The organism is Camelimonas fluminis (assembly GCF_014656355.1).
In the GTDB taxonomy this organism is placed as follows: Bacteria; Pseudomonadota; Alphaproteobacteria; order Rhizobiales; family Beijerinckiaceae; genus Camelimonas; species Camelimonas fluminis.
Genome location: NZ_BNCG01000020.1, coordinates 1 through 13,723 on the forward strand (window position 1 = coordinate 1; position 13,723 = coordinate 13,723).

The window sequence follows — 13,723 nt, forward strand, 5'->3', positions numbered from 1 at the left end:
ATCACGTCCGCGCTCCCAACAAAACCCTGCATGAGTCAGGGGCAGAAGGCCTTGGTATTAGTCCCCGCATTTGATCGAATTGAGTCGCGGCCGAGCCAAGCAATGAACCGCGCCGGGTTTGTCGGAGGCTCCAACTCCTGAGAAGGTGGAGCGATGACGAGCAAGACGACGAACACGTTCTCGCCTGAGGTGCGCGCGGGCGGTGCGGATGGTGCTGGATCATGAGGCCGAGCATCCGTCGCGCTGGGCGGTTTCGGTCCAGGCCAACGTGGTCTCCGTCAGGTCTCGCAAACCTGAAGGAAACACAACCGGCTGAAACCGCTCAACTCTTTTCGGGTTGGGCTCTGAGTGTTGATTTCCGCTGAGAAGTGGCTCTGAGTCACATTTGCTGCTGTTGACTGTGACGCTTTTTCTGGTTCAGTGGAGGATCAGCGGATACGAAATCAATTTCAGCGCGCGAGCCTCGCTCCGGAGGGCTTCGTCGAAGATGGGGGTGAGGTTGTCGGGGGTGCGGTAGAAATTCTGTTACGATCGCGTCAGATTTCAGGAACCTGCCCAGATTGCGGGCGGCAAAGCCGCCGGGTTCAGAGCCGATACGCACGGCGGCCGGCCGACCTGCCTCTGGGCGGCCGGCGGGTGATGCTGACGATCATGGCGCGTCGTTTCTGGTGCGATGCTGTCCTGTGTGGCCGGCTGATCTTTTGCGAGCAGTTCGGCGACAACGTGCTGGCCCGCCATGGTCGGCGCACCCAGCGGCTGGAGATAATCGTTCACCATCTGCCTGGCGCTCGGCGGCCGACCTGCCGCAGCATTTGCCAATCGCCTTATGGCGCCGGAACGAAACCCGCTCATGGCATGGCTGGAACCGGCATGTCTCGCTTGTCATGCTGGCCTTCGCGATGATGCCGCCGGCAATACGCTACCGCGCCAATGACATGACGCTCCCCAAAAAAACGCGGACGCCAGCTACCAGGAACTAATCCGCTGGTCGGTACAGGAAATCCGGCGCATCGCCACCAAGCTTGCCCGAAGACGGATCGAACCCGCCTGCATCATCGCATGGTCGCTTTGGCGACGCGCCCATCAAGCCGCCGCACAGCAAGCGCATATCAAATCAAAATCACAACTGTAATGTTAGGCATCAGCGGCGCTAGCCGCTCCCATTCCTCGTCTGTCAGGTCAGACGGATAGCGCTTCGTCTTCCGGGCGATCTCGGCCATTCGGCCTCGCTGCTCTGGCGTCCACATTCAGAGATTGAATCATAACTACCGCTCAAACGGGTTCTCAAAGTCCGAATTTCCAAACAGGCTCGAAGGGATTGCGCGGACATGTCACGGGAGTGTGGTACAGCTAGGTTTCAAGGCAGCGGGAGCACAACCCGGAGAGTTTAACGTGACGTGGGTAAGGTCCCTGACTGTCTTTTGGATCGGCGTTCTGGCGGCCATTCAGCCGGTGGGCGCGCAGACAGCGGGTCCTTCGCCGGCTGAGGCGCGACGCATCGCAGCGGAAACGCCATTCGTTGACAATCCCGAGGGCGCCGGCGGCGATCCACAGACCGCTGTCGCCCAACCTGAGGCGTCAGCAAAACCTTCCGCCAATCTGACCACCTCCATTCAGGAGCTTTTTGGCCGGCGAGGCGATCCGGGCGGCATGCGCGCCTACCTCCTGAAACACGGGATCAGCTACAGCTTCACCTATATTGGCGAGGTCCTGGGCGCCGCCTCCGGCGGCATGCGGCGCGGCGGCGTATATGATGGCCGTCTCGACGTCCAGGCTGACGCGGATCTCGAAAAGCTGCTGGGCTGGCGCGGAGCCAGCATCCACGCCAACCTCTACCAGATTCACGGAACAGGCCTGTCGCGTTATTACGTCGGCAACATGCTCACGGTCAGCGGCGTCGAAGCCCTTCCGTCGACCCGGCTCTACGAACTCTGGTTCGAGCAGAAATTCTTCAGCGACACCCTGAGCATTCGCGTCGGACAACTCGCCGCCGACACCGAGTTCGCCGTGAGCCAGACCGGCACGCTGTTCGTCAACGGGACCTTCGGCTGGCCGGGAATCCTGGCCGCGAACCTGCCAGCCGGCGGACCGGCCTACCCCCTGGCCACCCCAGGCGTGCGGGCCAAATATACGCCAGACAAGAACTTCTCTCTCCAGATCGGCCTGTTCAATGGCGACCCGGCGGGCGTCAGTCGACTGAACGCCGACCCGCAGCGCCTCAACCGCACGGGAACGAACTTCCGGATCGGTGATCCGGCTCTCATCATCGCTGAAGCGGCTTACGCTTATGGCCTGGGGGGCCAGGACAAGGTCAAGCCCGGAACCGTGACGGTGGGCGGCTGGACGCATTTCGGCCGGTTCAATGATTTGTGCCCCGGCGAGCCCGGAATGCTGCTGTTGGGCGCCCCGGCTGACGTCGGACCAGCGCGCGCCCGGCGCGGCGATAGCGGCGTCTACGCCATGATCGACCAGACGATCTATCGTGAGGCCCGCGACCCAAATGACGGCGCCTCGGCGTTCGTGCGGGTTGCGGTTTCACCGTCCGATCGCAATCTGGTCGACCTCTATGTCGACGCCGGCGTAAGCTACAAGGGTCTGTTGCGCGGGCGGTCTGACGACACGGTGGGCGTGGGTTTCGCTTTCGCCCGGATTTCCCGCGATGCGCGCGACCTGGACACGGATGCGATCCTGTTGTCCCGGCAGGCCGGCCCCCGGCGCAGTAGCGAGGCCGTGCTGGAATTCACCTATCAGGCCGTGCTGGCGCCCGGCGTCACCGTGCAACCGGACTTCCAGTATGTGTTCCGACCGGGAGGGGGCGTCGCCAACCCACGCAACCCGACCGGCGCGCGGATCAGGAACGCAGCAATCTTTGGGCTGCGCGCCGCGATCCGCTACTGACCCGACAGCCAGGTCTGGAGGCAACGCGCAGGGTCAGCCATGCGCAGGCATGACTGGCGCGCCAGTCGGGATCGGGAAAATCCGGTCATAGGCAAGATTGAACACAAATGCGTGGACCAAGTAAAAGGTCACGATCGCCACATCCATGACGAGGGCCGTCCAGAGGGAAATGCCGAGATACCAGGCGATGACCGGGACGAGGAGCAGCACAAGGCCAGCCTCGAACAGGATTGCGTGCGCTACGCGAATCCACAGCGTCTTGGCGGGGCTGCCGGCAAGCCGGATCATCGCGTGATCAAAACCCAAATTGTAGACAAAGTTCCACACGGTCGCGACCGTCGCCGAGACGACGCCGACAACGCCCATATGGCTGACCGGCTGGTTAAACAGCCATGCGGCCCCTGGCATGAAAATCGCCAGGCCAATCACTTCAAACAGCAGCGCGTGCCAAACCCGGTCGGAGAAGGAACGCGTCATCATCAAGCCCTTTCGTGTTTGTCCACGCGGTTCTATCTGATATTCCATAGGAGAAAAGTTAGATAACATCTGAAAAGCAGATAGATGTCCGTTTCCATGGAACAGCTGGAGGCCTTCGTGGCCGCCGCCAGCGCAGGCTCCTTCTCCGGCGCGGCGCGGATGCTGGGAAAGGCGCAATCGGCGGTCAGCACCCACATCGCCAATCTGGAGGAGGATCTGGGAACGCCGCTGTTCAGTCGCGCCGGCAGAACCCCAGTTCTCACCGGGGCGGGCGCACGGCTGCTTCCGGAGGCGAAAATCATCCTCGACCGGCGCGAACATTTTATCGGAGTCGCCCGCAGCTTTGAGGCGCGCGTCGAGAAGCGGCTGGTCGTTGCGATCGACGAACTTTAACCCGAGACCATGGTCGGTGAATTATGCGCCGGATTCGCCAGGCATTTTCCTCATGTGGAGCTGGAGTTGCTGTTCCCCATCATGGAGGACGTCAGTCGTCTGGTGCTGGATGGCAAGGCCCAGATCGGCGTCATGTGGCGGCAGGAGAACCTGCCGCCTGAGCTTGGTTTCAAAACCATCGGCTGGGCGCCGCTGAAGCTGGTCTGTGGCAAGGGCCATCCGCTGGCGCAGACGCGGGTTGATTGGGAAGATCTGAAACGCCACCGCCAGTTGATGGTCACCGTGCGCAACGAAAGCGCCGAACGCCACAGACTGCGCGTCGCGGCCGAGGTCTGGTGGGTCGAAAGCCACTGGGTAATCATGCAGATCCTGCGCCACGGCGTCGGCTGGGCGCTGGTCCCTGCGCATATTGTCGAAAGCTCGCCGGTCGCGAGCGAGCTGGCGATACCCGAACTGGAGTTTGACGAAGGCGAATGGCCGGTGGCGCTGGAAGTCGTCTGGCACAAGCAGAAGCCTTCCGGCCCGGCGGCGGAATGGCTGCGACGACGTCTGACGACGATGAAACTTGGCGCAACGCCGGACCATCCGGGCGCTTGACCCAAACAGGCCCGACGACCGGAGGGGATCGCCGACGGTCCCACACATATGGACCCACGCAAAAAATCCGCATTTGGCGACCGCCTGGTTGCGCCCGGCCGGAAAGCCATGAATCATCCCGGCGTATCCGGGGAAGTCGGGATCCCGGCATCCGGACGCGATAGCGGGCGCGCAGGCCACCGGCCCAGGGGCGTCCGGCAATTTCGGGAGCCAAGGACATCTGGTCCGCCCTGGCGGGCGCGGGCTCCAGATGCGTGGCGCGCCAGGGAATGGGGTTCCAGGAGAATGGGGCGCCAAGGGAATGGGGTCCTGGAACGATGACGTCGACGCCATTGCTGGTGAGCACGAAATTTGCCCCACCGCGGCTGCCCCTGCACCCGGTAGCGCGGGAAGCGCTGTCCTCGCTGCTTGGCAGGGCGCAGCACAGCCGGCTCACGCTGGTCACCGGTGGAGCGGGATTTGGCAAAACAACCCTGCTGGCCCAGATCCGGCTTGAACTGCTGCGCCACGACGCCTCGGTGCTGTGGATTTCACTATCAACCGACGAGCGAAGCTTTCCGGCGTTCTGCGCCAGCCTGACTGGCGGCCTGCAGCAGGCGGGCCTGCTTCCGGAAGACGAATTGCCGATGCCCGCCGAGGCGGATGGCGACGACGAGCTGAGATCCGTGGCGGCCGCGTTGATCAATGCGTTCGCGCGCAACGACGCCGAGATGTTTCTGCTGGTTGATGACTTTCAGCACACGGGCGACCCGCGCATCGAGCAGCTGGTGCAAATGCTCGTGGAAGGCGGCCCGGTCAATCTGCACGCCATCATCGCCTCCCGAACCGCGCCCGGGCTGCAACTGGGGCGACTGCGCGCCATGGGCGACCTGTGCGAGATCGCCGCCGTCGATCTGGCTTTCAGTTTCCGCGAGTCGCTGGCGTTTCTCAGGTCCAACCTTGATCCACACATTGATCTGGACACGGCGCACGGCATACACGCGCAGACCGATGGGTGGCCGATCGGCCTCCAACTGACGGCGATTGCGCTGAAAACCGGCCATCGCCGTCGCATCGGCTGGGGTGGCGCGCTGCCCAACAGCGACGACCTCAACGCCTACCTGACCGAAGACGTGCTCGCCGGCTTTCCGGAAGGCCTGATGGGCTTTCTGCAGAAGCTGTCGATTTTGCGGCGCTTCAACGCGGAACTGGCCGCCCATGTCACCGGCGCCGCCAACGCGGCGGACATGCTCGCCACGATCGCTGGCCTCAATCTGTTTTTGCAGCCTGTTGATCTGGAGGGGCGCCACCAATGGTACCGGCTGCATCCCATGTTCATCGAATACCTCAACGGCAAGCTCGGCCAGAGCGACGTGGAGATCCGCGTGTTGCACCGCCGGGCGGCGGAATGGTTCGCCCGGGAAAACCTGGTCACCGAGGCATTCCGGCATGCGCTGCCCAGTGAAGACTTCGATCTCGCGATCAACGTCATGGAGCGCACGCTCCGTCCAACCCGGAACCTCAACGAAATCGGCGTCTTCACGCGCTGGATAGAAGGCCTGCCCGTCGCCCTCGTCAGCCAGCGTCCCAAGCTGGCTGTCCTCGGCGCGTGGGCCTATGCCCTCACCGCCCGGCCAGATCAGGCGGCAGGCCTCATCGCCCGGCTGGAAGCCGGCGGCGCCAGCGACAGGCACCGCGCGCACATTATCCTCGCCAGGGGCATGATTGCCGTCCAGCGCGATGATGCGGAGGCGTGCCGGGCCGCGATCACGCCCCTCATGGCCAGCCGCCTGGCCAACGCGCAGCTGGAGCATATCCGGCTTGGCCTGGTGATTGGCCTTCTGGCGCGCCAGGGCCACTATGCCGAAGCGCGGGCAGAAGCCCGAAACATCACCACCCGCGACAATCACGAACCGTCGCTGATCGCGCGCAACGCGGCGGTGATGGCGGAACTGATCCAGGGGAATTTCCTGGAGGCCCAGCGCCTGGCGGGGCCCCTGCTCGCCCTGGCCGAAACCGCCCATGGCCCGCGCTCGCTCAGCGCCTGCATGATCGCGGCGACAATGGCCGAAATCGCGTACGAATTCGACGACACGACCGGAGCCGGCGAGTTGCTGGCGCAACGCATGGACATGCTGCGGTTTTCCGTTCCGGCCTGCGCCACCGCCGCGGCGCTGTGCGTGGCGCGGCTGCAGGCCATTCACGACTCACCCGCCATAGCCGCGAGCTATCTCGCCGCCAGGGCGGAACACTTTCGCGCACGCGGCCTGGAGCGCGGCGTGGCGCTGATGATCGCCGATCAACTGCGGTTTGAACTGGATGGCGAGGTCTGGCGCGCGGGTGACTGGCGCGGGGCCGGCGCGCTGCTTCAGGAGCTGGAGGAGCTGGGCGGCCGCCATATGGGCGACCAGGTGAACGACCTGGAGATCCAGGCCATCGTGGCGCTTTCCCGGGCGCGCCTGGCGCGGTCGCGCGGCGAAGCAGACGCGGCCCTGAATGCGCTCGACGCGGTGGACGCGGTGGCCGGCCGGCTGCGGCGTGGGCAACTGGCCGTCACGGTCCGCATCGTCCGCGCGCTGACGCTCGCTGATCTGGGGCGTGGGGATGAAGCCGCCGCCAGCCTGACCGAGGCCCTGGGGCGCGGGTATGAACTGGGCCTTGTCCGAACGCTTCTTGATGAGGGCGAGCCGCTGCGCCAGCTTCTCGCCAGCCTGCCCACGCCAGGCGACCGGGCGTTGCAGGCGTACCGGCGCCAGTTGCTCGCACGGCCGTTCATGGGCGCTGGAAGGGATGCGTCCACGGCGACGCCTGAGCGTCCGGACAAGGAGGGCAGGAACGGCGCCGCCCTGACCCCGCGCGAGGAGCAGATCCTCGCCCTGCTTGTCCAGGCGATGCCCAACAAGCGGATCGCCCTGGCGCTGGATATCAGCGCCCAGACGGTCAAATGGAACCTGCGCAACATCTTCATGAAGCTCGGCGTATCCACCCGCTACGAAGCGATCCTGGTTGCCCGCGAGCGGGGAAAATAGCCCGGGCGGCGGCAGCGCCCTGCCGGGGCGCCTTCAGTTTCGGCGTCCCACCCATTTTGGGTGGGGCCAACGCCCTGCCAACCCCACCCATCATGAGCAGGTTACACCGCCCCCTGAACTGACGACCCTGCGCCCACGAACCGTCCGCGCCCCCTCCGCCGCGCGGTCATTTCGGGCCAGGAGTTCACGATGACACAGAAAACCTGCATTGCCGGCGTCGGCATGATCCCGTTCACGAAGCCCGGGGCCAGCGGCTCCTATGTGGACATGGGCGCGGAAGCCGTGCGCCAGGCCCTGAAGGACGCCGGCGCCAGCTACGACCTGATCCAGCAGGCCTTTGTCGGCTACGTGTACGGTGATTCAACCTGCGGCCAGTCCGCGCTGTATGAGGTTGGCCTGAGCGGCGTGCCAATCGTCAACGTCAACAACAACTGCTCCACCGGTTCGAGCGCACTGTTCCTTGCCCGCCAGGCGGTTGAAAGCGGCGCCGTGGACTGCGCCCTGGCGCTGGGATTCGAGCAGATGCAGCCCGGCGCCCTCAAATCCCATTGGGATGACCGCCCCCCGGCCATGGCCAAGGGCGCGCCGATCGTCGCGGAACTGACAGGCGACGTCAGCGGCATCCCGGGGGCGTTGCGGATGTTCGGCGGCGCGGGCCGCGAGCACATGCAGAAGTACGGCACCCGGATGGAGACCTTCGCGGCGATCCGCGCCAAGGCCAGCCGGCACGCCGCCAACAACCCGCTGGCCATCTTCCGCAAGGTCGTCACCACGGAAGACGTCATGAACGACCAGGTGATCTGGCCCGGCGTGATGACCCGCCTGATGGCCTGTCCGCCCACCTGCGGCGGGGCCGCCGCTCTGGTGGTTTCGGAAAGCTTCGCCCGCAAACATGGCCTGCGCACGGACGTGGTCATTCTCGCCCAGTCGATGACGACGGACCGCCAGATCGCCTTTGACCCGCCGTCGATGATCCAGATGGTCGGCTTCGACATGGCGCAGCGCGCCGCGAACGAGGTCTACGAGAAGGCCGGCGTTGGCCCGCGCGATATCCGCGTCGCCGAGATGCACGACTGTTTCGCCCACAACGAGTTGCTCACCTATGAAGCGCTGGGCTTCTGCGGCGTCGGCGGCGCGGAAAAGTTCGTGGTGGATGGCGACAACACCTATGGCGGCCAGGTCGTCACCAACCCTTCCGGCGGCCTGCTCTCGAAGGGTCACCCGCTTGGCGCCACCGGCCTCGCCCAGTGCTACGAGCTGACCCGCCAGTTGCGCGGCGCCGCGCAGGCCACCCAGGTCGAGGGCGCGACGATGGCGCTTCAGCACAATCTTGGCCTTGGCGGCGCCTGCGTCGTCACGCTGTACGGCCGCAACTAGAGCATTGTCAGGAAAAGTGGAGACCACTTTCCCTGAAGACAATGCGCCAACTCAAAGAACTGGGGCATTTTTGGATAAGGGATTTTCCGCCGAAAATGCTCGAGAGCGCGTCTGGTCTGGCGCTGTTTCTTCAGCGCCGCCGCCAACTCTTGGCCGAATCCGCGCCTGCTCAAAAGAACAGAGGCGATATTCCGCTTGTCTGACGGAATGTCGTTGCGGATCCGCGCCCCTGATCCGAAATCAATCCATCGCTATTCATAATCTGGAGGAAATAATTTGCCCGACAGAAGTCTGATTGGTCGTTCGCTTGGCGAAACGACTGTCGAGGTCGAAAAAGGTCGCCTGCGTTTCTTCGCCAAAGCCATCGGCGAAACAGATCCCGTCTACACCGACGAGGCGGCGGCGAAGGCGGCTGGCTACAAATCCCTGCCCGTTCCGCCGACATTCCTGATGTGCCTTGGCGGCGAAGGCCGCGATCTGGAAGAGCAGCTGAAGATCTATGGCTTTGAAGTTGCCCGGATTCTGCATGCTGAACAGGCGTTCGACTATCACAAGCCCGCGGTTGCCGGCGATGTGCTGACCTTCAGCACCTCCGTCGCCGATGTTTACGAGAAGAAGGGCGGCGCCCTCCAGTTCGTCGTCACCCAGACCCGGGTCACCAATCAGGATGGCGAGCATATCGCTGACGTCCGCAGCGCCGTCGTGCAGCGTTAAGGAGCCGCGTCATGACCCAGGTTCAATATTCCAGCGTCAATGTCGGCGATGAAATTCCGCTGCTGAAGGAAAAGCCCGTCAGCCGCTTCACCCTCACGCTCTACGCCGGCGCCTCAGGCGATCACAACCCGATCCATATCGATCTGGATTTCGCCCGCAAGGCGCGCATGCCCGACGTGTTCGCCCACGGCATGCTGTCGGCCGCTTATCTCGGCCGTCTGCTGACCAACTGGGTTCCGCAGCGTCAGATCCGCAATTTCTCGATGCGTTTCACCGGCATCACCCAACTGGGCAACGTGCCGACCTGCACGGGGAAAATCGTCGAGAAATTTGAGGCCGACGGCGAAAAGCGCGTCCGCCTGCAAATCCGCTGCAGCAACCAGTACGGCGAGGAAAAGCTGGCCGGCGAAGCCATCGTCGCCCTGCCCTGATCCGCCGCCATCCCAAATACATTGGACGTTGAAAGACTTGTCATGAGAAAGCTTGAAGGTAAAGTCGCGCTTGTCACCGGCTCCGGTCGCGGCATCGGCCGCAGCGTGGCGCACCAGCTCGCCGCCTACGGCGCGAAAGTGGTGGTGAACGATCTCGACGCCGCCCCGGCCGATGAAGTCGTCCGCGAGATCCGCGCCCAGGGCGGCGAAGCCGTCGCCTGCGTCGGCAGCGTCACCGCCGTTGACTTCGCTGACCGGTTCGTCCGCACCGCGATCGAAAATTACGGCGCCATCGACATCATCATCAACAACGCCGGCTACACCTGGGACAACGTCATCCAGAAGATGAGCGATGAACAGTGGTACGCCATCATTGACTGCCATCTGACGGCGCCGTTCCGCATCCTGCGCGCCGCGCAGCCGATCATCAGCGCCCAGGCCAAGAAAGAGGCGTCTGAAGGACGTGAAGTCTTCCGCAAGGTGGTCAACATTTCCTCGGTGGCCGCTGGCGGCAACGCAGGTCAGACCAATTATTCCTCCGCGAAGGCCGGCATTATCGGCATGACCAAGACCCTCGCCCGCGAGTGGGGTCGCATGAAGGTCAACGTCAACGCGGTGGCTTTCGGCCACATCGAGACCCGTCTGACCCAGGCTCTCGCCGGCGGCGCCAGCAAGACCGTCAACATTGAAGGTCGCGAGATCAAGGTTGGCATCCAGCAGTCGATGATCGACGCCGCAGCCTCGGTGATCCCGCTCGGCCGTCCCGGCACGCCGGACGAGGCCGCCGGCTCGGTGGTCATGCTCTGTCTGCCTGAGGCCAACTACGTCTCCGGCCAGACCGTCGTCTGCGGCGGCGGCTTCGGCAGCCTCTGACACACGGCCGGGTCTGGGTTCACGAAGCCCCAGGCCCGGCGCTCCAATGACCTGTCCGCCCCCCTGATCTGGCGGCCCGGATCGGGCGGCCCTTTGCACAAACCGCGTGAGAACCCAGATGCTGGAAAATTATCGCTCGCCATGGATGACGGATGACATCCAGCTGTTCGCCAACGAGGTGCGGCGCTTCTCCCGCGATACGCTCGCGCCGCGCGAGGAGCAGTGGCGCCAGCAGCATCAGGCTGACCGCGAGTCATGGCGCGCCTGCGGCGACATGGGCCTTATCCTTCCCGACATTCCGGAAGAATACGGCGGTTCGGGCGGCACGCCGGCGCATGTGGCGGCCCTCATCAGCGAATTCAGCTACGCCGGCGTCTCGGGTCTCGGCCTCGGCATCAATCACATTGTCGGCCACTATATTCTCTCGGACGGCACCGAAGCGCAGAAGCGCCGCTGGCTGCCAAAGATCGCGTCTGGCGAGGTTATCTGTTCGGTGGCGATGACCGAACCGGGGACGGGCTCCGATCTCCAGGCGGTTCGCACGCGGGCTGTCCGTGACGGCGACAATTACGTCGTCAGCGGCGCCAAGACCTTCATCACCAACGGGCAATTGAGCGACATGGTCGCTGTGGTCGCCAAGACCGACCAGAACGCAGGCGCGCGCGGCGTGTCGCTACTGCTGGTCGACACGAAGCTGCCTGGCTTCCGGCGCGGCCGCTGCCTCGACAAGGTCGGCCTGCAATCGTCGGATACGTCCGAAATGTTCTTCGATGACGTTGTGGTTCCGGCCGATTGCCTGCTTGGCGGCGTCGAAGGCCAGGGCTTCTTCACGCTGATGAAGCAGCTGCCCTATGAGCGCGCCCAGATCGCCATCGCCGCCGCCGCCCAGATGGAGCGGGCTCTCGCTCTCACCCTGGAATACACCCGCGAGCGGCAGGTCTTCGGCAAACCGGTGCTGGATTTCCAGAACACCCGGTTCAGCCTGGCCGACGTCAAGGCCACTGTCCTGGCCTCGCGCACGTTCTGTGACCACATCATCCAGCAATGGGTCGACGGGACACTGGATTCAGCGCTCGCTTCTCTTGGAAAGTTCTGGCTAACTGAGCGTAATAGCGAAGTGCTCGACCGCTGCCTCCAGTTCTTCGGCGGCTACGGTTACATGAACGAATATCCGATCGCCCGCATGTGGGCGGACGCCCGCGTCGCCCGCATTTATGGCGGCGCCAATGAAATCCAGCGTGAACTGGCGGGCCGCTCGCTCTGATCTTCCGGCGACGGCCAGGTGACTTGCAATAGCGAACTCAATAACCAGAATCCGGAGGAGCGCATGTACATCACCCAGGGCCTGCACCGGCAGATACAGGCCAAACCTGACGTCGTCGCCATACGCGGGCCGGACGGCGCCGTGACCTACGCCCGGTTGGGCGATCGCGTCGCCCGGCTGGCGGCGGCGCTGAAGGGCGTCGGCGTCGCCTCCGGAGACCGGGTGGCGATGCTGTCGCTGAATTCCCGGCGTTATATCGAGTATTATCTTGCCGTTCCGTGGGCCGACGCCGTGCTGGCGCCGGTCAACACGCGCTGGAGCCAGGCGGAAATCGTCTACTCACTGGACGATTGCGAACCCGCCGTGCTGATCGTCGACGACACCTTCACGGACATGGGGCGGAAAGTCGCCGAGGCGGCGCGCACGGTGCGCACGCTCATCTACGCCGGCGATGGCGAAACCCCGCCCGGCATGCTCGGCTACGAAGCCCTGATCGCCGCCGCCGAACCTGTGGCTGACGCCCGCCGTAGCGGCGACGCGCTGCTTGGCGTGTTCTACACGGGCGGCACGACCGGCTTCCCCAAGGGGGTCATGCTCAGCCATAACAACATCGCCTTCTCGACGCTCGCCGCCCTCAACAATGGCAGCTATGGCGGGGACGCCACCTTCCTCCACGCCATGCCAATGTTTCATCTGGCGGACTACGCCGGCATGTGCGCCCTTTTCCTGAGCGGCGGCAGTCATGTCGTGATGCCGGCCTTCACGCCAGGCGAAACCCTGGCGGCGATCGCAAGGGACAACGTCACGGACATCATGCTGGCGCCGACCATGCTCCAGATGGTGCTGGACTGGCGCGACCGGGACCCGGCCGCCGCAGCGCTTGATCTCACCTCCCTGCGCAGCGTCACCTATGGGGCCTCGCCCATAACCCCGGCGTTGCTGGACCGCGCCCGGGCCGCTTTCCCGTCAGCGGGTTTCATGCAGGGTTACGGCATGACCGAGCTGTCGCCCATCGCCACCACGCTGGGACCCGACTGGCACTCGGAGGAACATCAGAAAACCGGAAAGATGTATTCGGCCGGGCGACCCGGGCTTTGCATGGAAGTCCGCATCGTTGATCCGGATGACAACGAGGTTCCGCGTGGAACCGTTGGCGAGATCACGGTGCGTGGCCCCAACGTCATGATGGGCTATCTGAACAAACCGGCCGAAACCGCCGAGGCCCTGCGCAACGGCTGGATGCACACCGGAGACGGCGGCTACATGGTTGCGGACGGTTTCGTCTATGTCTGCGACCGGCTCAAGGACATGATCGTCAGCGGCGGCGAGAATGTCTATTCGGCGGAGGTGGAAACCGCAATCGCCAGCCATCCGGCCATCGCGCAAATCGCCGTCATCGGCGTTCCCAGCGAAAAATGGGGCGAGCAGGTTCACGCGGTGGTCGTGCTCAAGCCCGGCGCCGATATGGGCGAGGAAGAGATTGTCGCGCACTGCCGCAGCCGCATCGCCGGCTACAAATGCCCGCGCAGCGTGGAGTTCCGCGATGCCCTGCCCCTGTCCAGCATCGGCAAGGTGCTGAAAACGGAGTTGCGCAAGCCATATTGGGAAGGGCGCGCGCGCGGCGTCGCCTGATACAAAACCTGGCGTGTCTGGCTTCGGGTGATAACGGAGCCCGAACCGCGCAGGGCGCC

General features: G+C 64.3%; 11 protein-coding genes and 3 pseudogenes. 12 read left to right on the top strand and 2 right to left on the bottom strand.

Features of this window, described 5'->3' with window-relative positions; all coding sequences use genetic code 11:
- The first annotated feature begins 420 nt into the window (after positions 1 to 420).
- Both IE243_RS16940 and IE243_RS16945 read left to right on the top strand, forming a co-directional pair.
- Positions 421 to 903 carry a transposase family protein gene (locus IE243_RS16940; protein WP_244643237.1) on the top strand — a complete coding sequence of 161 codons (483 nt, stop codon included), beginning with the start codon at positions 421 to 423 and terminating at the stop codon, positions 901 to 903.
- Positions 837 to 980, top strand: a pseudogene (locus IE243_RS16945) (IS701 family transposase); the annotation flags it as partial. The gene IE243_RS16940 and the pseudogene IE243_RS16945, both read left to right, overlap by 67 nt.
- A gap of 156 nt (positions 981 to 1,136) precedes the next feature.
- On the opposite strand, the pseudogene IE243_RS16950 reads toward IE243_RS16945, so the two are convergent.
- Positions 1,137 to 1,247: pseudogene (locus IE243_RS16950) on the bottom strand (transposase); the annotation flags it as partial.
- 145 nt (positions 1,248 to 1,392) lie between these two features.
- Here IE243_RS16950 and IE243_RS16955 point away from each other — a divergent pair.
- A complete protein-coding gene (locus IE243_RS16955) occupies positions 1,393 to 2,898 on the top strand; it encodes a carbohydrate porin (protein ID WP_244643238.1) in 1,506 nt (501 codons plus the stop codon).
- Between the two features lie 33 nt (positions 2,899 to 2,931).
- Here the strand turns inward: IE243_RS16955 and IE243_RS16960 are convergent, their stop codons facing one another.
- Positions 2,932 to 3,378: a PACE efflux transporter gene (locus IE243_RS16960; RefSeq protein ID WP_191320624.1), complete on the bottom strand. Its 447-nt coding sequence runs from the start codon at positions 3,376 to 3,378 to the stop codon at positions 2,932 to 2,934.
- An 81-nt stretch (positions 3,379 to 3,459) separates the two neighbouring features.
- On the opposite strand from IE243_RS16960, the pseudogene IE243_RS16965 reads away from it, so the two are divergent.
- From IE243_RS16965 to IE243_RS17005, 9 genes and pseudogenes are all read left to right on the top strand, one after another.
- A pseudogene (locus IE243_RS16965) lies at positions 3,460 to 4,365 on the top strand (LysR family transcriptional regulator).
- 317 nt (positions 4,366 to 4,682) lie between these two features.
- Positions 4,683 to 7,373 carry a winged helix-turn-helix domain-containing protein gene (locus IE243_RS16970; protein WP_191320585.1) on the top strand — a complete coding sequence of 897 codons (2,691 nt, stop codon included), beginning with the start codon at positions 4,683 to 4,685 and terminating at the stop codon, positions 7,371 to 7,373.
- 189 nt (positions 7,374 to 7,562) lie between these two features.
- Entirely contained in the window at positions 7,563 to 8,750 is a 1,188-nt protein-coding gene (locus tag IE243_RS16975; protein ID WP_191320586.1) for a lipid-transfer protein, read from the top strand.
- A gap of 41 nt (positions 8,751 to 8,791) precedes the next feature.
- Positions 8,792 to 8,953: a hypothetical protein gene (locus IE243_RS16980; protein ID WP_191320587.1), complete on the top strand. Its 162-nt coding sequence runs from the start codon at positions 8,792 to 8,794 to the stop codon at positions 8,951 to 8,953.
- Between the two features lie 73 nt (positions 8,954 to 9,026).
- Entirely contained in the window at positions 9,027 to 9,464 is a 438-nt protein-coding gene (locus IE243_RS16985) for a MaoC family dehydratase N-terminal domain-containing protein (RefSeq protein WP_191320588.1), read from the top strand.
- 11 nt (positions 9,465 to 9,475) lie between these two features.
- Positions 9,476 to 9,895, top strand: coding sequence for a MaoC family dehydratase (locus IE243_RS16990; RefSeq protein ID WP_191320589.1), 420 nt, complete (start codon positions 9,476 to 9,478; stop codon positions 9,893 to 9,895).
- Positions 9,896 to 9,937: 42 nt separating this feature from the next.
- Positions 9,938 to 10,768, top strand: coding sequence for an SDR family NAD(P)-dependent oxidoreductase (locus IE243_RS16995; protein ID WP_191320590.1), 831 nt, complete (start codon positions 9,938 to 9,940; stop codon positions 10,766 to 10,768).
- 118 nt (positions 10,769 to 10,886) lie between these two features.
- Entirely contained in the window at positions 10,887 to 12,032 is a 1,146-nt protein-coding gene (locus tag IE243_RS17000; protein WP_191320591.1) for an acyl-CoA dehydrogenase family protein, read from the top strand.
- Between the two features lie 18 nt (positions 12,033 to 12,050).
- On the top strand, positions 12,051 to 13,664 hold the full coding sequence (locus tag IE243_RS17005) for a long-chain-fatty-acid--CoA ligase (protein ID WP_308432069.1): 1,614 nt from the start codon (positions 12,051 to 12,053) through the stop codon (positions 13,662 to 13,664).
- The last annotated feature ends 59 nt before the right edge of the window (positions 13,665 to 13,723 follow it).

What these genes read in the sequence shown, in the direction of transcription:
- IE243_RS16990 (WP_191320589.1), top strand. Translation starts at nt 9,476, where the DNA reads ATGACCCAGGTTCAATATTCCAGCGTCAATGTCGGCGATGAAATTCCG.
- IE243_RS16960 (WP_191320624.1), bottom strand. Translation starts at nt 3,378, where the DNA reads ATGATGACGCGTTCCTTCTCCGACCGGGTTTGGCACGCGCTGCTGTTT.
- IE243_RS16980 (WP_191320587.1), top strand. Translation starts at nt 8,792, where the DNA reads ATGCGCCAACTCAAAGAACTGGGGCATTTTTGGATAAGGGATTTTCCG.
- IE243_RS17000 (WP_191320591.1), top strand. Translation starts at nt 10,887, where the DNA reads ATGCTGGAAAATTATCGCTCGCCATGGATGACGGATGACATCCAGCTG.
- IE243_RS16995 (WP_191320590.1), top strand. Translation starts at nt 9,938, where the DNA reads ATGAGAAAGCTTGAAGGTAAAGTCGCGCTTGTCACCGGCTCCGGTCGC.
- IE243_RS16970 (WP_191320585.1), top strand. Translation starts at nt 4,683, where the DNA reads ATGACGTCGACGCCATTGCTGGTGAGCACGAAATTTGCCCCACCGCGG.
- IE243_RS16975 (WP_191320586.1), top strand. Translation starts at nt 7,563, where the DNA reads ATGACACAGAAAACCTGCATTGCCGGCGTCGGCATGATCCCGTTCACG.